Raw genomic sequence first — 20,837 nt, 5'->3', positions numbered from 1 at the left:
GACGAACGCAGAGACCATGATGTGCCGAACGACTTCCTCGAGCTGAAATCGCTCGTCTGGAATCGTGATCCCTTGGGCGCGATGCCTGCCTGCGAGGCTTTCGCGCTTTATGAACGCAACTGGCGTTTCGTCGATACAGGCAGGCTGACCGAGCGGGAGATGCGACTGATCCGCGATCTGGCTGGGGCCTACGGCAACGGCGCCCCGCTGATTTCCTGATTTCCGATCATAAATGACACCAGCCTCGCGCCAGCCGGGGATGCCATCGTCGCGACAGATATCGCTGTCTCGCCGATCGTTGATAAGGGTGGTTCCATGAATTTTCTGCGCCGGGTCCTCCCGATTGCCGGGCTCGTCATTGCAGCCGCGTCGCTGAGCGGCTGCAACATCCTCATTCCCGACGTCGCCGCCGATTTGCCCGCCCGCTTCGTCCAGGAAACCTCGCCGGTCTTCTATCAGCCGCCGGGTGTCGATCCGCGCCGGGTGCGCCCGATACCCGATCAGCCGGTGCCGCAGACGCGCGAGCTCTACAAGACCCAGTTCCACCAGACCTACGGCCTGCCGGTCACCAATCCGGTGCATACGGCGATGTATGGCGCTTTGCGCGACGAGGATTTCACCCTGCCGGCGATCCCGGTCACCCGCGTGCAGCCGCAGTTCCTGCGCCAGGAAGTCGATTACCAGACGACAGAGCGCCCCGGCACGGTTGTCGTCGATACCAAGGCGCATTTCCTTTATTTCGTCGAGGCGGGCGGCAAGGCGATGCGTTACGGCGTCGGCCTCGGCCGCGATGGTTACGCCTGGTCGGGCCGCGGCGTCATCCAGTGGAAGCAGAAATGGCCGCGCTGGACGCCGCCGGTCGAAATGGTTTCCCGCCAGCCCGAGGTTCGCGCCTTTTCGGCTGAAAACGGCGGCATGAATCCGGGGCTGCAGAACCCGCTCGGCGCCCGCGCCATGTATATCTTCAAGGACGGGCAGGATACGCTCTACCGCATCCACGGCACACCCGACTGGCAGTCGATCGGCAAGGCCACCTCGTCGGGCTGCGTGCGCATGCTGAACCAGGACGTCGTCGATCTCTACGACCGCCTTCCCGCCAAGGCGGAGATCGTTGTGATGTAGCGCTGCAACAGCGCCGCCGATATCGTCCGCTCAAGGCCGGACACGTCTGCGTGAAGCTATGGTTTATTTGGCGCAAGCCGATAGATCTTCTGATGTTGTTCTCGGCATCGGACGAATCGCCGCTCAAGCGCGGTCTCGTCCGGCTTCCGCATCAGAGGAAATCAGTCCCGCGTCATGAGCTTCGATAGACACCTTTCCCGCCGCAGCTTTCTTTCCTTTTCGGCATTGACCGCAGCCTCCGCGCTCACTGGCTGCGCCTCTTCGGCCAATACGGTCACATCGGGCGATACGACGATCATCTACCGGTCGCCGATGCGCCTGTTCCAGTCCCCTGGAGCGTCGAGCGTGCCGAGCGGGGCCGAGCTTGCCGTCATGTATGGCCCTGTCGAGGATGGCGGCTTTCTCATTCCCGCCGTCCCCTATGAGCAGATCGACCCGCGCTATTATCGCCAGCGCGTCCTCGATCCCACCGGTCAGCCGCCCGGCACCATCGTCGTCGATACGCCGTCGCGTTTCCTCTATCTCGTCCAGGGTGACGGCATGGCGATGCGTTATGGCGTCGGCATCGGTCGCGAGGGTTTCGCCTGGCAGGGCTCGGGCGTCATCCAGTGGCGTCAGAAATGGCCGCGCTGGAAGCCGCCGAACGAGATGGTCGCCCGCCAGCCCGAACTCGTGAAATATTCGATCGAGAACGGCGGCATGGAGCCCGGCCTGAAGAACCCGCTCGGCGCCCGCGCCCTCTATATCTTCTCGAATGGCGAAGATACGCTCTACCGCCTGCACGGCAATCCCGACTGGCGCTCGATCGGCAAGGCCGTCTCCTCGGGCTGCGTCAGGCTGCTGAACCAGGACATCATCGATCTCTACGACCGCGTTCCGACGAAGGCGCCGATCGTCGTCTGGCAGTGATGTCGATCCGGGCGACCACGATCCGGTCGCCCGATCTTTGCCTGATCCAGGCGCCGTTCAGGGGTAAAAGTTTCCGGTTTTCCCGCGCCGAGAAAGTTTTATTTTCAGAAAACCATTGCTTAATTCGCTAAATAACCTACATCGTGCGTATCGAATTGCTTGCGACCTTTGTCCAGGCGCTGAAGCGCTCCGTCAGATATCCTCTCAACATCGATATGGCTTGTCGGACATTCCGCAAGCGAAACACAAACGGTTGAAAAGGAGATCGTTATGAATTCAGGCGTCGTCAAGTGGTTCAATGGTACCAAGGGTTTTGGCTTCATTCAGCCCGATGATGGTTCTACGGACGTTTTTGTCCATATTTCAGCGGTCGAACGCGCCGGCATGCGCGAACTCGTTGAAGGCCAGAAGATCCGCTACGATCTCGTCCGCGACAAGAAGTCGGGCAAGAATTCGGCGGACAACCTTCAGGCCGCATGATTTGTCATTCGCCTGTGCTGACCAGATGCTGGCAGCGCGCTGACCACGGATGTACTGGCAGCGAGTTGACCTACTGGCAGAGAAAAGGCTGAGTGACTGGAAGAGGTCGGGTGCCAACCCGGCCTTTTTGCTTTGATCGCTGGTCATCCGGAACGGGCCTCGGCCGTTCCGGATGACCGGTTGAGCAGCCGAAGAGTTGAAGGGACGCTGAAATGGGCAGACCAAATTATAAAATCGGCGATATGATCGTGCTGAAATCGGGTCTCACCCGCACGGCGAAAGCCGATATGCGCTGCCGGATCGCCAGCATCCTGCCCAACGACCACGGGCATGTGCAATATCGCGTCCGGTTCGAGGCGGAGAATTTTGAGCGCCGCATCACCGAGGCCGACATCGATACCGGGGAATCGCCCTCAAGGCTTTCCCCCGAGGCGGTCGCCAAATCCGACGGCGCCGAGCCTTGGTTGAAGTTTTCGAGCATTCGGACGGGCAAGTAGTCCAGCCGTTTTCACTATCACAGCGCGGCTTGGCCGCCGACAGGAAGGATATCACTTTGCAGGTTCTCGTCAGGGATAACAATGTCGATCAGGCGCTCCGCGTGCTCAAGAAGAAGATGCAGCGGGAAGGCCTGTTCCGGGAAATGAAGGCGCGCAGCGCTTTTGAAAAGCCGTCCGAGAAGCGCGCCCGCGAAAAGGCCGAAGCCATTCGCCGCCAGCGCAAGCTGGCCCGCAAGAAGCTGCAGCGCGAAGGCCTGCTGCCGGCACCGAAGAAGGTTCTCCGCGCCCGCTAATCCCCGGCCGCGGAATCACGGTCCAGCCGCGGAATCGCGGCCAACGTGGAATCACGGTCCGGCCGCGGAATTTGCGGCTAACGTTGAATCATGGCTAACTGTGAAATTACGGTCCGGCCGCGGAATTGCGGCCAACCGTAGGATCATGGCCTAGCCGCGGAATCGCGGCAACCATGGTTTCAGCCGTGAACCACGCCTAATTCAGCCGTCATCACCTGAGAAAGGGGCACATGACCGCCACCAAGGGAGAATTCTTCAATCCCGCCAAGCTTTCGTCTCGCGACAAGGCGGAAGCGACCGATCACACGGCGCGCGCCATCATCGCGGCCGAGGCGTCGGCCCGTGACAAGAAGACGGAAAAGCTGAAGGCTCTGCGTCTGCAGCAGGAGGCCGAGGCCGCACCTGAAGCGGCGCCTGCAAAGAAACGCCGGTCGCCGGCCAAGGCGGCTGTGAAGCGGCCCTGATCCTCGGGCGTACACCCGTTTTGGGCTAACCGGGCGGAATACTGTCAGCCGCTACCCGTGCCGGCCCGGCCGAGATTGCCGCGCAGCCGATGCAGCATGTCGCGCATGTCGGCCATTTCCTCCATCGTGCAGCCGGCGGCTTGGCCGATCGCCGTCATGATCGTATCGATCTCCCCTTTCATCGCCTCGCCCTTCGGGGTCAGCGACACGATCACCTGGCGTTCGTCGCGCAGATCGCGCAGGCGCTTGATCAGTCCGCTCTGCTCCAGCCGTTTCAACAGCGGCGACAGCGTGCCGGAATCGAGATCGAGCTGCTCGCCGATCGTCTTCACCGGCAGTTCGCCGCGTTCCCACAGCACCAGCATCACCAGATATTGCGGATAGGTCAGGCCCACCCTGTCGAGGATCGGCTTATAGGCGCGGGTGAAGGCGTGCGCCGTCGCGTAGACCGCGAAGCACAACTGCTTTTCCAGCCGTTTCTCCTCCTGCGGTATCTCCATCGTCTTTACCGTTTGCGCTTTCATATCCATCATCCCTACTGTCCGCTTTTCGAGTTCGAAATGCAATTTGCAAAATTCACTTGCGTGCAATTTAATTGTGCGATAATAAAAATCCAACCCGATCGAAGGGCCAACCAAAGGAGATCGTCATGCCTATTCTCTATACGACCAAAGCCTCTGCCACCGGCGGCCGCGCCGGCCGCGCCGTTTCTGAAAACGGCGTTCTGGACGTGACGCTGACCGTTCCGAAGGAGCTCGGCGGCGACGGCGCCACCGGCACCAATCCCGAACAGCTCTTCGCTGCCGGCTACTCCGCCTGCTTCCTCGGTGCCCTGAAATTTGTCGCGGGCCAGCAGAAGGTCAAGATTCCAGAGGAAACGACGGTTTCCGCCAAGGTCGGCATCGGCCCGCGCGAAGACGGCACCGGCTTCGGCATCGAAGTGGCCCTGACGGTCGACATCCCCGGCCTCGACCGCGAAACGGCCGAGAAGCTCGCCGCCGCCGCCCACATCGTCTGCCCCTACAGCCACGCCATGCGCACCTCGACCGAAGTTCCGGTCACGGTGGCCTGATTGGAGTAACAACCGGAAGATCGGTGAGGCGGCCCCTCATCCGCCTGCCGGCACCTTCTCCCCGTAAACGGGGCGAAGGGAACATGCCGCACACTCTCCGATCCCCCGAGACCTCGCGTGGGGCACGTCCCCTCTCCCCGTCAAAACGGGGAGAGGGCTAGGGTGAGGGGCAGCCGTTGGCGCAGACCGAACAGCTGCAGACATATTCGAACAGTGGCGGAGTGACGTTTCGCTCGCCCTATTGGCCGAACGCCCGTGCGCCTTAACGTGGTCGGCGCGTCTCAGCCGATTTCGGCGTCTCAGCCGCCATCCCTGAAACCGCCAGCAACTCCTGCCGTAGCCGCGCCGAACCGCCATCCGGCAGCCTGCCGTCAAGCATTGCATGCGTCTCTTTCCAGATCGGCAGCGCTGTTGCGAGCACCGCCTTGCCTTCGCCGGTGAGAACAAGCAGCCGGCGGCGCCGGTCCTTCGGATTTTCCATCACCATCACCCAGCCTTTGCGCTGCAGCGGCTTCAGCGCCGCCGTCAGCGTCGTCTGGTCCATGGCGAGCAGGGAGGCGACCGGCCCCATCGGCGGCGGCTCCGGCCGGTTCAGCGACATCATCAGCGAAAACTGCCCGTTGGTGAGCCCGGCCGGCCGCAGTGCGTCGTCGAACAGCCGGGCGAGCGCCCGGGCCGCCCGCTGCGCATGCAGGCAGAGGCAGGTATCGCGCACCAGCAGCGTTGTAGAGAAAGGAATTTCAACCGAATTTGACATGCTTCATTTCTATTGATATCAATGTATTTAGTCAAGGAGAAGGAGATATGCCGGCTCGCCGGCAGCGCCGGAGGAGGGCGCATCCCATGCAGAACGAGGTTGTGTCCCGTGAGCAATGGCTTGAGGCCCGCCGTGCCCTGCTCTTAAAGGAAAAAGAGGCGACGCGGCTGCGCGACAGCGTCAATGCCGCCCGTCTGGCGCTGCCCTGGGTGAGGGTCGACAAGGATTACATCTTCGACACGCCCGAGGGCAGGAAGTCGCTTGCCGGTCTCTTCGATGGCCGCAGCCAGTTGCTGATCTACCATTTCATGCTGGGCCCGGATTGGGATGCCGGCTGCCCCGGCTGCTCCTTCCTGTGCGATCACGTGGACGGTGCGCTGCCTCATCTCAACCATCACGACGTCACCTGGGTCGCCGTCTCGCGCGCCCCGCTCGACAAGATCGCCGCCTACAAACGCCGCATGGGCTGGAAGTTCCCCTGGGTCTCGTCCTTCGGCAGCGATTTCAATTTCGATTATCACGTCTCTTTCAGCCCCGAGGACCTTGCCAAAGACAAGGTCCTCTACAATTTCACTGCAATCGAGCCGGCCGAGGCCCATGACGAACTGCCGGGGCTGAGCGCCTTCTACCGCAACGACAAGGGCGAGGTCTTCCATACCTATTCGAGTTATGCCCGCGGGCCGGAGGAACTGATCGGCACCCTGATGATCCTCGACCGCGCCCCGAAAGGCCGCAACGAGGACAGCACGATGAATTTCGTGCGCCGTCATGACGAATACGAGGAGGCCCCCAAGGCGCCATCCTGCTGTCACTGAGCCGGAGCATGATGGCGAAAAGCCCGAGCGGTTTTCGACCGGCATCATGCCCAGCTCGCCAGCGCAAATTCCAGCAGACCTGCGCAGCGGTTCTGCCGGCAAAGTCGCGAAACGGCTTCCCGGAATTGCGCCGACAAAGTGATTGGCCAATATCACGCAAGGGAGAAGGATGATGAAGACCGCGGAAGTGCTGAAGGAACATTCCTTTCTGGAAAGACTGGTCGGCGACTGGACCGTCACCGCGCCCGAAATGTCCGGCGGCGAGCCCTGGACGGAGACCGTCCGCTCGCTGCACGGCATCTGGTTCGTCGCCGAGGGCACCGGCAGCATGCCGGATGGCAAGCAGGCCACAAGCATCCTGACGCTCGGCTACAACGCCGCCAAGGCCAAATATGTCGGCAGCTGGATCGGCAGCATGATGGATTATATGTGGGTCTATGAGGGCGAGCTCGACGCCTCCGGCAACGTGCTGGACCTTTATACGACGGGGCCCGACTTCAACGGCGAAGGGCTTGCCGACTACCGCGAGCAGATCGCCTTTGTCGATGCCGACCACCGCACCTTCATCTCCAGCGCCAGGCAGCCGGATGGCGCCTGGAAACAATTCATGGAAGCGCATTACGCCCGCAAGATCTGACAATCACGGCGCTCAAGCCTCGGAAAAGGGGCGCCTCAAAAGGGAGAGTACGATGTCTGAGACGCATGGAAAGTTCATCTGGTGCGAATTGATGACCCCCGATACATCGGCCGCCGCGAAATTCTACAGCTCGGTCGTCGGCTGGACGACCTCCGAGATGAAAGTGGAGGGCATGCCGACCTATACGATCTTCGAGGCGAACGGCATCGGCGTCGCCGGCCTGATGGAATTTCCGGCCGAACTCGAAGGCCAGGGCATCCCGCCGAACTGGACGGGGTATGTCGATGTAGACGACGTCGACCAGTCGGCCAAGGATTTCGCCGCCAATGGCGGATCGGTCCGCCGTCCGCCGGACGACATCCCGGGCATCGGCCGCTTCGCCGTCGTCGCCGATCCGCATGGCGCGGTTCTCTGCATCATGACGCCGGCGCCGATGGACAAGACCTGGCCGGAACTGGCCCCCGATGCTTCCGGCAATATCGGCTGGCACGAACTCTACGCCGGCAACGGCAAGGACGCCGTCGCCTTCTATTCCAAGCTGTTCGGCTGGACGAAGGACAGCGAAATGGACATGGGTCCGATGGGCGTCTACTACCTCTTCGCCCGCAATGGCCGGCAGATCGGCGGCATGATGACCAAGCCGGACAATATGCCGATGCCCTTCTGGTGCTATTATTTCATCGTGCCGGCGCTTGACGCCGCAATCGACCGCGTTACCTCGGGCGGCGGCAAGGTCGTCAACGGGCCGATGGAAGTCCCCGGCGGCAGCTGGATCATCCAGGCCACCGACCCGCAGGGTGCCTTCTTCTGCCTGGTGGCGCCGAAGCGGTAGGCGCTGTGCCGGGCGGCAAGCCCTTCAGCCGGCTGCCGCCACCTTCTCCCCGTTCTGACGGGGAGAAGGGATATGCCGCGACGCCTCGATTCCCTTCTACCCAACGGGGAGAAGGTGCCCGAAGGGCGGATGAGGGCGCCACACGGCACGCCGCCGCCGTCCATTACCCCGCCACCGAAGCAAAGAACCCTTCCGGGCTCTCCACTTCCACCAGCCGCTTCTTTTCGATCAGCCAGAACCGGTTGCCCACCGCCCGCACGAAACTGCGGTCGTGCGAGACCAGCAGGCAGCTCGCCTCCTGCGCCATCAGTTCGCTCTCCAGCGCTTCCTGTCCCTCGATGTCGAGATGGTTGGTCGGTTCGTCCAATAGATAGAAATTCGGCTCAGTCAGTCGCAGCACCAGCATGCCGAGCCGCGCCTTCTGGCCGCCGGAAAGCTGGCCGATCGGTTTTGCCTGCATGTCGATCGTCATGCCGGCGCCTGCAAGCAGCGCGCGCGCCCGCTGATCGCCGACATCGAAGCGGCGGATGATCGTGCCGATCGGCGTGTCGGTATCGGCAAGGTCGGCAAGCGCCTGGTCGCCATAGCCGAGAACCAGCGACGGCGTTGCCTTGATGCCGTTCTCTCCCGCCTCCGGTCTTTCGATCGCCTGCTTCAGCATCGACACCAACCGCGACTTGCCGGCGCCGTTGAGACCGAGAAGCACGATCCGGTCGCCCTGGCAGATGAATTGCCGGCCGGTTTTGAACAGCTGCGTCCCATCCGGCGTCGTCACCGCCGCATCCTCCAGCGTCACCAGCACCTTGGCATGGGTGCCGCGGTTGGCAAGCCGGATGGCGCCGGCAGAGCGTTCCAGATGCGCCGGTTTTGCCGCATCCTCCAGCTTCTCCGCCCGCTGCTTCAACTGCTTCGTCTTGACGACGAGCAGGTCACTGCCGGAATTGATGCCGATATTGTTGAGCTTGGCCGCCTGTTTGCGCAACTGCTCGGCCACCTTGATGTCGCGCTCGTAGCGCCGGGCTTCGGAGGCGTCGGACTCGTAGAGGGCGGCACGCGCCCGGGTGTAAGGGAGCGCAAAGACCGGCGATTGCTCGGGCCGCAGGAACAGTGTCCGGTTGGTCGTCGCATCGAGGAAGGCGCGGTCGTGGCTAGACAGGATGACCGGCACGTCGCGCGGCAGCGCATTCAGCCAGCCCTCCAGCTGCGCGATCTTTTCGAGGTCGAGATGGTTGGTCGGCTCGTCGAGCAGCAGCACGTCTGGTTCGCTGACCCAACTGCGGGCCAGCATGGCAAGCCGCTGCCATCCGCCGCTCAGCTGCTTCAGCGGCCGCCGGCGCATGACCTCCGGCACCTCAAGCGATTCCAGCACCACATCGACACGCCAGCTCTCGCTGTCGGCCTGGTCGGCCGGCAGCGCCCGTAGCACCGCATCGTAAAACGGCGTGTCGAAAAGGGCAGGTGGCACATTCTGGGCGACATGGCCGACGGTCAGCCCGCGCGCCTTGGTGATCTCGCCCTCGCTCGGCTCCAGCGCGCCGGTGATGCAGGCAAGCAGCGTCGATTTCCCCCGCCCGTTGGCGGCAACAAGGCCGATGCGGTCGCCCGCATTGACCACGAGATTGAGTTTCGAAAACACCGGATTGCCCAGCGTCACCCCGAGATTGCGGATATTGATGAGGGTCATGATCGTTCTCTGGTCTTGACCGGGGAGGCGATCCGGGGCGTTCAGCCATCACGGAATTGCGCCTATCAGGCCCGGGAAATTACAGGAATGCGGGCGCGAACCATGGGTTACGGCGCCGCATTGGCCACGAAGGGCAGACCAGGAAGAGATGTCGGGAAACGGTCTCTGGTCAGCCCTGCAAACGCATTTGCAGGGCGTCGACGGGACCACGCTGGCGATTAAACCGGAAATAATACTGCATGGCGTGATCCTCCTTTCTCGAAAGGGTTGTGAGATTGAAATACCATTGCCTGGAGTAGGAGGCAAGGGAGGCGCCGTTGCTCGGGCGCCCAAGAGAGCCTCATCCTGAGGTGCCCCGCCGGGGCCTCGAAGGACGAAGCGGGTGCACTGGTGGTTGGACGCAAGGAGCAGCGCTGGAGCGCGTCCTTCGAGGCTCCGACCTTTGGCCTACGCGCCTCAAATGAGGGAGGTTGGGAGGGTGCCGCGCCCTCTCTCCGACCTCACCTGAGGTGCCCAAAGGGGCCTCGAAGGACGAGGTCGGCCACCGGCGGTGGAGCGCGTCCCTCGAGGCTCCGCCCTATGGGCTGCGTGCCTCAGAATGAATGCAGCCTAAACCCGCCGTATCACCGCCAGCCAGCTCCAGCCGCCGCTCTATTCCGATGCTCTCGAGAAACGTCTCGTCATGACTGACGACCAGCAGCGCGCCGTCGTAAGCACGCAGACCCGCCTCGACCGCAGCGATCGAGTCGATGTCGAGATGGTTGGTCGGCTCGTCGAGGATTATCAGCGGCGGCGGTGCGGAGCCGAGAATGCAGGCCAGGCCGGCGCGCAGTAATTGGCCGCCGCTCAGCGTCGAGACGGCCTGCAGCGCAGCATCGGCCCTGAACATGAAGCGGGCAAGGGCGGCCCGGCAGGTGTTTTCGTCGGCCTGCCGGTTGATCCGCCGGAAATTGTCGCGGATCGAGGTTGAGGGATCGAGAAGGCTAACCTTCTGATCGAGCATGGCAAAGCCAGTCAGGACGGCGACAGTGCCGGCCCAGGGCGCGAGTTCGCCGGCGATAAGCGCAAGCAGCGTCGTCTTGCCCGAGCCGTTGCTGCCGGTGACGGCAATCCGTTCCGGCCCCGTCACGGCGAAAGAGAGATCGCCGATGACCGGATCGCCCGGCCGGTAGCCCACGGTGACGCCCTCCAACTTCAGCACGGTCTTATGGGCGGCGAGCCCGGTCGGCGGCAGGCGCACCGACAAGGGCTGGAGGATCTCGATCCTCTCGCGCGCCGCCTTTGCGTCTTCCTGTGCCGCCGCGCGCCGGCGTTCGGCAAGGCGGGCGTTGTCGCCGCCGGTCGTTTCGCTCCGCTCCTTCATGCCGCCGAGCATGATGCGCGGGATGCCGCCCTTGGCGGCCATCTTGCGTCCGGCGCTATCCCTGTGCGCTTGACGCTCCACCGTCGCCTGCGTCTTGCCGGCAACCTCGGCAATCCGCTTTTCGGCATCGGCGAGGTCATGCCGTGCGGCGGCAAGCTCCAACGCCTTGCGCTCGCGATAATGGCTCCAGTTGCCGCCGTAGCGGGTGGCACCGAGCGACGTCAATTCGACGATTGCATCCATGCTTTCGAGCAGTTCCCGGTCATGGCTGACGATGATTGCCCCGGCCCGCCAGCCCGATATCAGCCCGATCACCGCCTCGCGGCCGTCGCGATCGAGATTGTTTGTGGGCTCGTCGAGCAGCAGAAAATCCGGTTCGGCGAAGACCAGGGCGGCCAGCCCGGCACGGGTGCGCTGCCCGCCGGAGAGCGCGGCAAGCCGTGTCTGCGGCTGTGCGTCGAGCCCGGTGCGATCAAGGGCCGCAGCCATGCGCGCCTCCAGCGTCCAGTCCGCCGATGAAAGTTCTTCGGCTGTTGCCGTGCCTGTTTCGGCCCGGTGAAGAAGGCCAAGCGCATCGGTGACGCCGAAGAGATCGGCCACCGTTTCGTCAGGTGCGACCTGAACGCTCTGCCGGAGAATGCCGAGGCTGCCACTAACCGAGTGCGTCCCCGATTGCGGCCGGATGTCGCCGGAGACAAGCTTCAGCAGCGTCGTCTTGCCGACGCCGTTGCGCCCGACGAGACCGCTGCGGTCCGTCCCGAAACTCAGGTCGAGATCGGAAAAAAGCGGCCGCCCTTCAGGCGTGGCCCATGAAATTTTGGAGAGAGTGATGGATGCAGGCATGGATATGGATTTCCCTGTTGGCAAGGCGAACTGGCGTTGCGATCAGGTTGAAATCCATTGCGGCACACATCCTGTTGAAATGGTCGATAGCAGGTAATTTAGGGGAGGAAGGCTTGCGGTTCAAGGCAGGGAACGCAGTCTTCCAGAAAGCTGCCCCTCACCCTAACCCTCTCCCCGTAAACGGGGCGAGGGGACGTGCCCTGCGAGACGCTGGTGAGGAATTGAGAGGTCGCGGCAATCGTCCTTCGCCCCGTTTACGGGGAGAAGGTGCCGGCAGGCGGATGAGGGGCTTACCGCGCGCCGCCTGCGAAATAGCTACCGCTTCAAGCTCCCCAAGATCCCGCGCACCAGCGCCCGGCCGACCTGGGTTGCGACCGTGCGCGCCACGCTCTTCATCGCCGCTTCCACCACCGTTTCGCGCTGATAGCCGGAAGACCGGCCGCGGGATTGGCCGCGGCCCTGCTGATTGTCGTCATTGCTGCCACCAAAGCCCGGCAGGCTCCAGCCGGATGTGCTGCTCGGCTGCTGCTCGGCCGCTTCCTGTGCCCGTTTGGCGGCCTCGGCATCCGCCGCCTTCTTGGCGCGCGCCGCCAGGATCTCGAAGGCGGATTCGCGGTCGACATCTTCGTCATAGACGCCGAGAACCGGGCTCCGGTCCATGATCTGCTGGCGCTCGCCATCGGTCAGCGGGCCGACGCGGCCGGAGGGCGGGCGGATCAGCGTGCGCTCGACGATCGACGGCGCGCCCCTAGCCTCCAGCGTCGAGACCAAGGCCTCGCCGGTGCCGAGATTGGTGATGACGGTGGCGCAATCGAAGGCCGGATTCGGGCGGAAGGTATCGGCCGCCGTCCGTACTGCCTTCTGCTCGCGCGGCGAATAGGCGCGCAATGCGTGCTGCGCCCGGTTGCCGAGCTGGGCGAGCACCGTTTCCGGCACGTCGAGCGGGTTCTGCGTGACGAAATAGACGCCGACACCCTTGGAGCGGATCAGCCGCACCACCTGCTCGACGCGTTCGACCAGCACCTTCGGCGCGTCGTTGAAGAGCAGATGCGCTTCGTCGAAGAAGAAGACGAGCTTCGGCTTGTCCGGATCGCCCACTTCGGGCAGTTCCTCGAACAGTTCCGAGAGCAGCCAGAGCAGGAAAGTGGCGTAAAGGCGCGGGTTCATCATCAGCTTGTCGGCGGCAAGCACCGAGATCTGGCCGTAGCCGTTATTGCTGGTGCGCATGATGTCGGAGATCTTCAGCGCCGGCTCGCCGAAGAAGTGTTCCGCACCCTGCTGTTCGAGAACGAGCAGCGCCCGCTGGATCGAGCCGACCGAGGCCTTGGAGATCAGCCCGTACTGGTTGGAAAGCTCGGTGGCGTTCTCGCCCATATAATTGAGCAGCGAGGTGAAATCCTTGAGGTCGAGCAGCGGCAGTCCGGCCTGGTCGGCGAGTTTGAAGGCGATGTTGATAACGCCTTCCTGCGGTTCGGAGGCATCCATCAGCCTGGCGAGCAGCAGCGGCCCCATCTCGGCGACGGTGGTGCGCACCCGGTGGCCTTTTTCGCCGAAAAGATCCCAGAAAATCACCGGAAACTGGTCGAACTCATAGTCGGTGAAGCCGATCTGGTCGGCCCGTTTGGTGAGGAAATCCTTGGCCTCGCCCTTGGCGGCGATGCCGGAGAGATCGCCCTTGATGTCGGCGGCAAAGACCGGGACGCCGGCCCGGGAGAAGCCCTCGGCCAGTACCTGCAGCGTCACCGTCTTGCCGGTGCCGGTGGCGCCGGTGACGAGGCCGTGGCGATTGCCGAACTTCAGGTCGAGATATTCCGGCTTGTTGATGCTGTCGTCGGGGTTGCGGCTCGCGCCGATGAAAATCTTGCCATCCTCGATCATCCGCAATTCTCCCTTCGGCGCTGCCGCTCTTTGTCCGAAGACGGGCTTGCGCCGCCTTCATCGAACCATCGTTTCTCTGTTATAAGCAGGCAGGCGGATGCGGACAACTGTTTGCATCGAAAGCAAAACCGGACATTGAGTTGCGCTCGAAACTCGATTAACGCTGACGTTAACGTCAAAAAATAACAGGAGGCTGACGATGAATGAAATTGTGACCCAGATCGCCGATCGTGTGGGGATCGCGCCTGATTTGGCCGAAAAGGCGCTCGGCATGATGCTCGGCTTCCTGCAGCGCGAGGCGGCCGACGGCCCGGTCGCCCGGATGATCGAGGCAATCCCGGGTGGCGCCGATCTCGTCGCCCAGTTCAACGGCGAAAGTGCCGGCGGCGGTGGCGGCCTGCTCGGCGGGCTGATGAGCGCGCTCGGCGGCGGCGGCATCATGGGCCTCGGCCAGCAGCTGATGGCCGAAGGCCTCGGCATGGGCGAAATCACCTCGCTTGCCAAGGAAACCATCGCCATCGCCAAGCAATATGCCGGCGAAGAGGTCGTCGACGAAGTCGTGGCTTCGGTCCCCGGGCTCAGCCAGTTCGTCTAAGCGACAGCGGCGAGAAGGAGCTTCGCGGCGTCGCCGCGGGGCTCACCGTTTTCGCTCTTCCAGAATCTCGTCAGTAATATCACGGCCACGCGCGAACACGCCCAATATGACGATTTCATCGCCGCTGACTGAGAATGCCACGCTGACGCTGCGCCGATAGCCAATAACCCGCAAACCGGGGATGCGGCTTTGCCGTACTGTGCCTCGTTTCGGAAACGTCTTCAGGGCCTCGATAAAAGGTAATCACCGCGTCGACGAAGTCGCCGGCGATAGCCGTTCCAGCCTCGGCGGCGATATCGGCATAGAGCTTGTCGAGTTCGGCTTCTGCTTTGGGATGGTAGATAATGCGGTAGGCCATCCCCTACTTGGCTTTCGCCGCGTCGCTTCGGCGCTTGGTTTCAAAGCGGGCGCGTACCGTCTCCGCCGGGATGCCAAGCTCAGGCTTATTCATCAACTCGTCGTAGCGCGCCGGGATTGCCTCATTGAGCCAGCGCTCGCGAGCCGTCTCATGGTCCTCCAGCAACCTCAGGCCTGCCCGAACAACCTCGCTGGCGTTGTTGTAGCGGCCGGACTCCAGCTGCTTCCGGACAAATTCGTCGTAGTGGCTTCCGAGCGCGACGTTAGGCATCGGGATTTCCTTTCGTTATCATCAGTATGAAGCAGCCGTGTTTGTATGGCAATAGATGTCTATTTTTGACATTCATCGCCAGATCCAGATTGATGGGCATCCGAGCTTTTCGGCTGGAATCACCGGAACTGGAGTCGCTGCAAGATCCTTCATCGCTCCTCAAACTTTGATCGTCCGCGCCCGCTCCATGGGGAACAATGTGCACATATTGCCTGTTTCTATCTGCATCGCTGAAACCAGAAGGAATAGCATCATGCGCAGGTTTATTGCAGCAGCCTCGATCGCTCTCCTCAGCCTCTCCACCCCGGTTCTCGCCCAGTCGAATATGGGCATGGACGCCAGCGGTCGGATCGACGGAACGCCGCCGCTCGGCACCGCGCCGGGCGCCGAAACGCAAAGCGGGCTGATCATTCCGCTCGAGTCGATCGAAACCGGCAGCGTCGACGGCGGCGCCCCGACCGGACGGGTCGATTGGGCGCGCTGCCCGCCGCCCAAGGCGCGTGGCGCGCTTGCCACCGAAGGCGGCAATAGCGGCGCCTCCGTCAGCCCCGCTTGCCGTCAAGGCCGATAATTCAAGCGACGGGTATTATTTGCCGTTCTTCCCGTCGCCATGCAGGATGACACCGAGTTCATGCCATTTGCGTCCGTCGCGCTCGATGAGATCGTCGGCTGAGGCCGGCCCCATGCTGCCCGGGGTGTAAGCGTCGGGCGTGCTCGGGTCTTTCGCCCAGATATCGAGGAAGGGCTGTACCGCCGCCCAGCCGGCCTCGATGCCGTCCGCGCGCTGGAACAGCGTCTGGTCGCCGATGAAGAGATCGTAGAGCAGCGATTCATAACCGGTGGTCTTGCCGATATCGAACTTGTCGGCATAGCGGAAGTCGAGTGAAACCGGCGTGGTATCGACCGAAAGCCCCGGCGACTTGATCGAGATTTCCATGCTCATGCCTTCATCCGGCTGCACCTGGATCACCAGCCGGTTGGGCGGCAGGCGGCGATTGACCTCGGTCTCGCGGAACTGCGCGAAGGGCACCGGCTGGAAGGTGATGACGATCTCCGTGTCGCGCGCCGTCAGCGCCTTGCCGGTTCTGAGGTAGAAGGGCACCCCCGCCCAGCGCCAGGTGTCGGCGTAGAGCTTCAACGCCACATAGGTCTCGGTCCGGCTGTCGGGCGAGACGTCCTTGCTGCCGCGATAGGCCGGAAGATCGGCGCCGTTGAGCGGGCCTGCGCCATAGGCGCCGCGCACGCCGTGCGTCTTTGCCTCTTCGGGCGTATAGATGCGCAGCGCCTTCAGCACCTTGCTCTTCTCGTTGCGGATCGCTTCGGCATCGAAACTGTTCGGCGGTTCCATCGCAATCATCGCCAGCAGCTGGAAGAGATGGTTCGGCACCATGTCGCGCAGCGCGCCTGTCGCATCGTAGAATTTGCCGCGGCTGCCGACATCGACGATCTCGGCGGCGGTGATCTGCACATGGTCGATGTAGCGGCTGTTCCACAGCGACTCGATGATCATATTGGCAAATCGCGCCGTCATCAGGTTCTGCACCGTCTCCTTGCCGAGGAAATGATCGAGCCGGTAGACTTGGCTCTCGCCGATCTGGGCGAGAATCTGCGCATTGAGCGCCCGCGCCGAGGCGAGATCTGTGCCGAACGGCTTCTCGATGGCGACACGGCGGAAGGTGCCGTCTTTTTCATCGGTCAGGCCATGGGCGGCGAGTTTCTCGACGATCGAGCCGAAGAAGGACGGCGGCACGGCGAGATAGAAGGCGGCATTGGCATCCGGCCCCAGCCGTTTGCCGATCTCGAGGAAAATATCGTCCTTGGTGAAATCGCCCGATGTGTAGCTTATGCGCCGGCGCAGGCTCTCCCAGGCCTCGTCCTTTTGCGTCTGCTCCTCACCGCTCAGATGGGCGAGGAAGTCGTCGAGCCGCTTGCGCAGGAATTCGTCGTCGCCCGGTTCGATGCCGATGCCGAGAATGTGGAGATCCTCGCCGACGAGGCGGCCGCGCGTCAAATTGATGATCGCCGGCACCAGCAGCCGGCGCGTCAGGTCGCCGGTGGCGCCGAAGATGACGAGGGTGACCGGCGGGGTAGGGGTAGTGTCCATGTGTGTCATCTCCGAGATTTTCCGGGCCGACTATATCGCGCGCCGGTTTCGCCGCAACATATGAGGGTGGGGGTAACAGGCATTTGACAGCTTCGGGCGCGCCCTCATCCGCCTGCCGGCACCTTTTCCCCGCTTGCGGGGCGACGGGGGCATGTCGCACCCGCTCGCCCGAATCTCGACGCTGCGTTTGGCACGTCCCCTCTCCCCGTCAAAACGGGGAGAGGGTTAGGGTGAGGGGCAGCTATTGGCACAAACCGAGCATGTCGGAGGCAACCGCTTACCCCTTCACCGCCACCATGAAAATCCGCGGAAACCGCAGCAGCACCCGGCCGTCCGACATTTTGGGATAAGCCTTTTCCACCCGCGCGAGATAATCCGCCAGAAAGGCCTCGCGATAGTCCTCGCCGGCCCGGGCGAGATAGGGCATCAGCCCGGTGCCTTTCACCCATTCGACGATATCAGCCGCATCCGCCATCGGGTGATTGTAGATGGTGTGCCAGATATCGACGCGCGCGGCCTTGGCGATCAGCCTGGAATAATAGGCGGACGGCGCAGGCAGTCCCTTGCGGCGCACGCTCTTTCCCTCGAAGGCGCTCTTCCAGGAGCCGCTAATCGCCGTTTCCTCCATCAGCAGATGGGTGGGTTCGCCGAGATTGTCGGGCATCTGCACGGCGAGCACGCCGCCTGGAGAAAGCCCATCCATCAGCCTGTCGAAAATGTCGAGATGATCGGGCAGCCATTGGAAGACGGCATTGGCAAAGAGCAGGTCGGCGGGCTCTGTCGGCTGCCAGCTGCCGAGATCGGCCTCGACGAAGGCGGTGCCGGGAAGCCGCTTGCGGGCCGCCTCCAGCATGTTGACGTCGCTGTCGAGGCCGCAGACGCCTTCGGCGCCGTAACGCTCGATGATGAGTTCGGTCGAATTGCCCAGCCCGCAGCCGAGATCGACGGCGCGGCCGATGCTCTGCAGCGGCACCTGCGCCAGAAGATCACGCGCCGGTCGTGTGCGTTCGTCCTCGAATTTCACATATTGCTGAGCGGACCATGCCATGGCGCTATCTCCTGAAGTCAGGCCACATTTCCCTGTGGCGAATGCGGATCTTCTCGATGTTACGGCGCCGCCGGCTTTCACTCCGCGGACACGAGTATCTTGTCCACGCGTCTGCCGTCGAGATCGACGACTTCGAAGCGCCATCCATCCCTCGTGAAGCTCTCCCCCAGTTCGGGCAGATGTTTCAGCTCTTCCAGCACCAGCCCGGCCACCGTCTGATATTCGAGATCGTCATCGAGCTTGAGGTTCAGGAATTCGGCGAACTCGTCGATCGGCGTCCAGCCGGACACCAGGTAGGAACCGTCGTCGCGACGCGCGATGGCCTGTTCGTCCACAGGTCCCTCCTGGAGAGCGCCCATGATCGCTTCCAGAATGTCGCCAGAGGAAACGATCCCCTCGAAATGGCCGTATTCGTCAAAAACCAGCACCATATGGACCGGCGATTTGCGGATGGCTTCAATCACGTTGATGGCGGTTGCAAGGTCTGAAACGACGGGCACGTCCTGCGTCAGAGCCTTGATATCGGCACTGCCGTGTTCCGACATCGAATCGTAAAAATCCTTGACCGGCAGGATGCCGATCACCTCGTCGGAGCTGCCCTTGCGAACGGGCAGCCGAGACCGTTTCGTCCGGTGCAGCTGCGCTCGGATTTCATCAAGGCTGTCGTCGATATCGACAATTTCGACGTCGCGCCGGGGTGTCATCAGCGCCCGGGCGGTGCGGTCCGCCAGCCGCATGACGCCTGATATCATCGCCGACTCTTCGCTCTCGATCACACCGGCCGACTGTGCTTCGGCCAGCACGGTTTTGATCTCCTCGTCGGAGACATTGTCGCCGCTTTTTCCCGTTTGGCCGAGGAGCTTCAGCACAAGATTTCCGGAGGCGTTCAGAAGCCAGACGAGAGGCAGCGCAATTTTGGAAAGCACTGCCATCGCCGGTGCGACTTTCGCCGCAACCGCTTCGGGTTCCCGCAACGCGATCTGCTTTGGCACAAGTTCGCCGACGATCAGAGAAAGATAGGTGATGGCGACGACGACCGAACCGACGCCGACAGCGTCGGCGGCCGTCGACGACATGCCCTGCGTCTCCAGCCATCCCGCCAGGCGGCCCCCGAGCGTCGCCCCCGAGAAGGCGCCGGAGAGAACACCGACCAGCGTGATGCCGATCTGAACCGTGGAAAGAAAGCGGCCGGGGTTTTCGGCAAGTTTGATGGCCTGCGCCGCCCCCTTGCTCCCATTGTCGGAGAGAACCTTCAGGCGGGCCGTTCGAGAAGACACAACGGCCAACTCCGACATGGCGAGCACACCATTGAGGATGGTGAGAAGCACCACAATTCCAATTTCCAGAAACACAGGGACCCTATTCGTTGAGGTTTCAATGCCGCATTGATCAGGTGATGCGGCGCGGCGTTCGACGAGACGCTATATCAGCATCGCCCATCGTCTTGGCATCATGGTGGTAACATCTGGAGCACATCTCGCAAAACTGTGCTGCGGTTTTGCGAGAAACGCATGCGTAAAAACAAAAACCCAAAGCGTGACAAGCGACCCTGAAGGATGGCGACACGCTTTCGGCGGCCCGTCATTCGCAATGATCTGGAAGAAGGCAGCGCCCTGCGGGATATGCCCGAGGCAAGGCGGAGGTCATCGCGCCGTCTACAGCGGTCGCCTCCATCGTCGGTCGGGAAATCCCGGCTGGAACGGGTGGAGCTTGTACTGGATGGGTCGCTGTCGGGCATGTCGCAATTTTGGCGGTGAAACGATGCCGGCGCAAGAGGCACCGGGCAAAAATCATAGTACCGCTTTGATGTGACAGTTTCGAAAAGGACGACGAGCCCACGTTCCGGCTGGCAATTTCAGCGGAATTTTTCGCATGTCTGCATGATGCCGAACCGCACGAAATGGTCCGGCATCATGTATTCGCGCATCAGGCCGCCAGGATCGTGATCCCGTAGGCATTGGCAGCCGCCGTCATGCGGGCGATGGTCTCCGCCGAAGGGCTGGCCTTTGGCGGCTCCGTCGCGCCTTCCGCTTCGATGAATTCGGCCATGTCGCGATCGACGACCGAGGAAAAGACCGCCGGAACGCTTCCGCGATTGGCGTAGCCGTGCACCATGAAAGGTGGAATGCTGACGATGTCGCCGGCGCCGGCCTCGATCTCCTCAGGGCCGTTGTCGGTCAGACGCCAGATCGTCAGCCGCCCCTGAAGGATGCGGAACACCTCGGGGCTCGCATGCGCATGTCTCGGCGTCCGGCTGCCGGGCGGCACCGTGACGTCGAAGATGTTGAGCCAGGTTCCGCGGATCCGGACCTGTCGTTCGATCCGGTCGCCGAGGACGAAGAAGCGCTTCGCTTCCTCGCTGGCATACGTTTTCACAAATGAGTTGGACATCATGTCTCTTTCTTCTTCTTGTTGGTTTTTCTGGCGGACGCAGCCGTTAGGCTTTTGCGCCGTCTTTGGCAACCACCGCAATAATGCGCGTCGGGAACCAATGGCCCCGATATCGGTGCGGCAGAGCGCTTTCGCAAGACCTGCCGGGCAGTGCCGACAGCTGGCTGTTCGCATCGCCCGCTTTGCCATGTGTTCTTGGCAAAGCGGGAAGCCTGAGAGGATGATTGAGCTTGCGGCTTGGCTCCCTCTTCTCCCCAAGCGGGGGTCCGAAGGACGGGTCGAGACCCGCGGCTCGACCCAGGTTGGTGGCCCGAAGGGTCGGATGAAGGGGCCACACGGCACGCCATTCATTGCCGTTCGCTTGCGCTCAGCGCATTCGCGGCACTGCCGCTCACCCCCTCATCTGCCTGCCGGCATTGACCGGG

The 20,837-nt window shown here is 62.6% G+C and carries 22 protein-coding genes and 2 pseudogenes; 13 read left to right on the top strand and 11 right to left on the bottom strand.

What is annotated here, in order from left to right:
• Positions 1–16: 16 nt before the first annotated feature.
• From ATY75_RS09545 to ATY75_RS09515, 7 genes and pseudogenes are all read left to right on the top strand, one after another.
• Positions 17–219, top strand: a pseudogene (locus ATY75_RS09545) (hypothetical protein).
• A 96-nt stretch (positions 220–315) separates the two neighbouring features.
• Entirely contained in the window at positions 316–1,122 is an 807-nt protein-coding gene (locus ATY75_RS09540) for a L,D-transpeptidase (RefSeq protein WP_088937342.1), read from the top strand.
• Positions 1,123–1,296: 174 nt separating this feature from the next.
• A complete protein-coding gene (locus tag ATY75_RS09535) occupies positions 1,297–2,031 on the top strand; it encodes a L,D-transpeptidase (protein ID WP_088937341.1) in 735 nt (244 codons plus the stop codon).
• Positions 2,032–2,301: 270 nt separating this feature from the next.
• Positions 2,302–2,511 (top strand): cold-shock protein, encoded by a 210-nt coding sequence (locus tag ATY75_RS09530; RefSeq protein ID WP_003546468.1) that lies wholly within the window; start codon positions 2,302–2,304, stop codon positions 2,509–2,511.
• Positions 2,512–2,723: 212 nt separating this feature from the next.
• Positions 2,724–3,008: a hypothetical protein gene (locus ATY75_RS09525; RefSeq protein ID WP_064837528.1), complete on the top strand. Its 285-nt coding sequence runs from the start codon at positions 2,724–2,726 to the stop codon at positions 3,006–3,008.
• Positions 3,009–3,064: 56 nt separating this feature from the next.
• Positions 3,065–3,301, top strand: a complete 237-nt coding sequence (rpsU, locus tag ATY75_RS09520) for a 30S ribosomal protein S21 (RefSeq protein WP_003569533.1) — start codon at positions 3,065–3,067, stop codon at positions 3,299–3,301.
• Positions 3,302–3,531: 230 nt separating this feature from the next.
• Positions 3,532–3,765, top strand: coding sequence for a hypothetical protein (locus ATY75_RS09515; protein WP_003580252.1), 234 nt, complete (start codon positions 3,532–3,534; stop codon positions 3,763–3,765).
• Positions 3,766–3,809: 44 nt separating this feature from the next.
• Here the strand turns inward: ATY75_RS09515 and ATY75_RS09510 are convergent, their stop codons facing one another.
• Positions 3,810–4,298, bottom strand: a complete 489-nt coding sequence (locus ATY75_RS09510) for a MarR family transcriptional regulator (RefSeq protein ID WP_064837532.1) — start codon at positions 4,296–4,298, stop codon at positions 3,810–3,812.
• 116 nt (positions 4,299–4,414) lie between these two features.
• Between ATY75_RS09510 and ATY75_RS09505 the strand changes: the two genes are divergently transcribed.
• Positions 4,415–4,837 carry an organic hydroperoxide resistance protein gene (locus ATY75_RS09505; RefSeq protein WP_064837534.1) on the top strand — a complete coding sequence of 141 codons (423 nt, stop codon included), beginning with the start codon at positions 4,415–4,417 and terminating at the stop codon, positions 4,835–4,837.
• 262 nt (positions 4,838–5,099) lie between these two features.
• Here ATY75_RS09505 and ATY75_RS09500 read toward each other — a convergent pair whose 3' ends face one another.
• A complete protein-coding gene (locus tag ATY75_RS09500) occupies positions 5,100–5,594 on the bottom strand; it encodes a MarR family transcriptional regulator (protein WP_088937340.1) in 495 nt (164 codons plus the stop codon).
• Positions 5,595–5,680: 86 nt separating this feature from the next.
• Between ATY75_RS09500 and ATY75_RS09495 the strand changes: the two genes are divergently transcribed.
• The 3 genes from ATY75_RS09495 to ATY75_RS09485 all read left to right on the top strand — a co-directional run bounded on the left by ATY75_RS09495 (position 5,681) and on the right by ATY75_RS09485 (position 7,878).
• Positions 5,681–6,409 (top strand): thioredoxin family protein, encoded by a 729-nt coding sequence (locus ATY75_RS09495; RefSeq protein WP_088937339.1) that lies wholly within the window; start codon positions 5,681–5,683, stop codon positions 6,407–6,409.
• A 169-nt stretch (positions 6,410–6,578) separates the two neighbouring features.
• Complete coding sequence (locus tag ATY75_RS09490; RefSeq protein ID WP_064837540.1) at positions 6,579–7,046, top strand: DUF1579 domain-containing protein; 468 nt, start codon at positions 6,579–6,581, stop codon at positions 7,044–7,046.
• Positions 7,047–7,098: 52 nt separating this feature from the next.
• Positions 7,099–7,878 (top strand): VOC family protein, encoded by a 780-nt coding sequence (locus ATY75_RS09485; RefSeq protein WP_088937338.1) that lies wholly within the window; start codon positions 7,099–7,101, stop codon positions 7,876–7,878.
• Positions 7,879–8,041: 163 nt separating this feature from the next.
• Here the strand turns inward: ATY75_RS09485 and ATY75_RS09480 are convergent, their stop codons facing one another.
• The 3 genes from ATY75_RS09480 to ATY75_RS09460 form a co-directional block, all read right to left on the bottom strand.
• Entirely contained in the window at positions 8,042–9,562 is a 1,521-nt protein-coding gene (locus ATY75_RS09480) for an ABC-F family ATP-binding cassette domain-containing protein (RefSeq protein ID WP_088937337.1), read from the bottom strand.
• Between the two features lie 577 nt (positions 9,563–10,139).
• Positions 10,140–11,768: an ABC-F family ATP-binding cassette domain-containing protein gene (locus ATY75_RS09465; protein ID WP_088937334.1), complete on the bottom strand. Its 1,629-nt coding sequence runs from the start codon at positions 11,766–11,768 to the stop codon at positions 10,140–10,142.
• A 315-nt stretch (positions 11,769–12,083) separates the two neighbouring features.
• Positions 12,084–13,646: a helicase HerA-like C-terminal domain-containing protein gene (locus ATY75_RS09460; RefSeq protein WP_088937333.1), complete on the bottom strand. Its 1,563-nt coding sequence runs from the start codon at positions 13,644–13,646 to the stop codon at positions 12,084–12,086.
• A gap of 199 nt (positions 13,647–13,845) precedes the next feature.
• On the opposite strand from ATY75_RS09460, the gene ATY75_RS09455 reads away from it, so the two are divergent.
• Entirely contained in the window at positions 13,846–14,241 is a 396-nt protein-coding gene (locus tag ATY75_RS09455; RefSeq protein WP_049734489.1) for a hypothetical protein, read from the top strand.
• A 42-nt stretch (positions 14,242–14,283) separates the two neighbouring features.
• Here ATY75_RS09455 and ATY75_RS09450 read toward each other — a convergent pair.
• Positions 14,284–14,599: pseudogene (locus tag ATY75_RS09450) on the bottom strand (type II toxin-antitoxin system RelE/ParE family toxin).
• Positions 14,600–14,602: 3 nt separating this feature from the next.
• Positions 14,603–14,869 carry a type II toxin-antitoxin system ParD family antitoxin gene (locus tag ATY75_RS09445; protein ID WP_088937332.1) on the bottom strand — a complete coding sequence of 89 codons (267 nt, stop codon included), beginning with the start codon at positions 14,867–14,869 and terminating at the stop codon, positions 14,603–14,605.
• A 253-nt stretch (positions 14,870–15,122) separates the two neighbouring features.
• On the opposite strand from ATY75_RS09445, the gene ATY75_RS09440 reads away from it, so the two are divergent.
• Positions 15,123–15,440: a hypothetical protein gene (locus ATY75_RS09440; RefSeq protein ID WP_088937331.1), complete on the top strand. Its 318-nt coding sequence runs from the start codon at positions 15,123–15,125 to the stop codon at positions 15,438–15,440.
• A gap of 15 nt (positions 15,441–15,455) precedes the next feature.
• On the opposite strand, the gene zwf is transcribed toward ATY75_RS09440, so the two are convergent.
• The 4 genes from zwf to ATY75_RS09420 all read right to left on the bottom strand — a co-directional run bounded on the left by zwf (position 15,456) and on the right by ATY75_RS09420 (position 20,415).
• Positions 15,456–16,973 carry a glucose-6-phosphate dehydrogenase gene (gene zwf / locus ATY75_RS09435; RefSeq protein ID WP_088937330.1) on the bottom strand — a complete coding sequence of 506 codons (1,518 nt, stop codon included), beginning with the start codon at positions 16,971–16,973 and terminating at the stop codon, positions 15,456–15,458.
• 277 nt (positions 16,974–17,250) lie between these two features.
• The gene (gene tam / locus ATY75_RS09430) at positions 17,251–18,021 is read right to left on the bottom strand and encodes a trans-aconitate 2-methyltransferase (RefSeq protein WP_088937329.1); all 771 of its coding nucleotides are present in this window, start codon (positions 18,019–18,021) and stop codon (positions 17,251–17,253) included.
• Positions 18,022–18,098: 77 nt separating this feature from the next.
• The gene (locus ATY75_RS09425; protein WP_088937328.1) at positions 18,099–19,373 is read right to left on the bottom strand and encodes a hemolysin family protein; all 1,275 of its coding nucleotides are present in this window, start codon (positions 19,371–19,373) and stop codon (positions 18,099–18,101) included.
• 574 nt (positions 19,374–19,947) lie between these two features.
• The gene (locus ATY75_RS09420; protein ID WP_088937327.1) at positions 19,948–20,415 is read right to left on the bottom strand and encodes a cupin domain-containing protein; all 468 of its coding nucleotides are present in this window, start codon (positions 20,413–20,415) and stop codon (positions 19,948–19,950) included.
• Positions 20,416–20,837 lie beyond the last annotated feature (422 nt).

It is taken from the genome of Rhizobium sp. N122 (genome assembly GCF_002211295.1).
GTDB lineage: Bacteria > Pseudomonadota > Alphaproteobacteria > Rhizobiales > Rhizobiaceae > Rhizobium.
Note: the sequence above shows the minus strand (reverse complement) of the source record. Positions and strands in the feature narration are given on the sequence as shown.

Coding starts and splice junctions, on each gene's coding strand:
- ATY75_RS09540 (WP_088937342.1), top strand. CDS start 316: ATGAATTTTCTGCGCCGGGTCCTCCCGATTGCCGGGCTCGTCATTGCA.
- ATY75_RS09535 (WP_088937341.1), top strand. CDS start 1,297: ATGAGCTTCGATAGACACCTTTCCCGCCGCAGCTTTCTTTCCTTTTCG.
- ATY75_RS09530 (WP_003546468.1), top strand. CDS start 2,302: ATGAATTCAGGCGTCGTCAAGTGGTTCAATGGTACCAAGGGTTTTGGC.
- ATY75_RS09525 (WP_064837528.1), top strand. CDS start 2,724: ATGGGCAGACCAAATTATAAAATCGGCGATATGATCGTGCTGAAATCG.
- ATY75_RS09515 (WP_003580252.1), top strand. CDS start 3,532: ATGACCGCCACCAAGGGAGAATTCTTCAATCCCGCCAAGCTTTCGTCT.
- ATY75_RS09510 (WP_064837532.1), bottom strand. CDS start 4,298: ATGATGGATATGAAAGCGCAAACGGTAAAGACGATGGAGATACCGCAG.
- ATY75_RS09505 (WP_064837534.1), top strand. CDS start 4,415: ATGCCTATTCTCTATACGACCAAAGCCTCTGCCACCGGCGGCCGCGCC.
- ATY75_RS09500 (WP_088937340.1), bottom strand. CDS start 5,594: ATGTCAAATTCGGTTGAAATTCCTTTCTCTACAACGCTGCTGGTGCGC.
- ATY75_RS09495 (WP_088937339.1), top strand. CDS start 5,681: ATGCAGAACGAGGTTGTGTCCCGTGAGCAATGGCTTGAGGCCCGCCGT.
- ATY75_RS09490 (WP_064837540.1), top strand. CDS start 6,579: ATGATGAAGACCGCGGAAGTGCTGAAGGAACATTCCTTTCTGGAAAGA.
- ATY75_RS09485 (WP_088937338.1), top strand. CDS start 7,099: ATGTCTGAGACGCATGGAAAGTTCATCTGGTGCGAATTGATGACCCCC.
- ATY75_RS09480 (WP_088937337.1), bottom strand. CDS start 9,562: ATGACCCTCATCAATATCCGCAATCTCGGGGTGACGCTGGGCAATCCG.
- ATY75_RS09465 (WP_088937334.1), bottom strand. CDS start 11,768: ATGCCTGCATCCATCACTCTCTCCAAAATTTCATGGGCCACGCCTGAA.
- ATY75_RS09460 (WP_088937333.1), bottom strand. CDS start 13,646: ATGATCGAGGATGGCAAGATTTTCATCGGCGCGAGCCGCAACCCCGAC.
- ATY75_RS09455 (WP_049734489.1), top strand. CDS start 13,846: ATGAATGAAATTGTGACCCAGATCGCCGATCGTGTGGGGATCGCGCCT.
- ATY75_RS09445 (WP_088937332.1), bottom strand. CDS start 14,869: ATGCCTAACGTCGCGCTCGGAAGCCACTACGACGAATTTGTCCGGAAG.
- ATY75_RS09440 (WP_088937331.1), top strand. CDS start 15,123: ATGCGCAGGTTTATTGCAGCAGCCTCGATCGCTCTCCTCAGCCTCTCC.
- zwf (WP_088937330.1), bottom strand. CDS start 16,973: ATGGACACTACCCCTACCCCGCCGGTCACCCTCGTCATCTTCGGCGCC.
- tam (WP_088937329.1), bottom strand. CDS start 18,021: ATGGCATGGTCCGCTCAGCAATATGTGAAATTCGAGGACGAACGCACA.
- ATY75_RS09420 (WP_088937327.1), bottom strand. CDS start 20,415: ATGATGTCCAACTCATTTGTGAAAACGTATGCCAGCGAGGAAGCGAAG.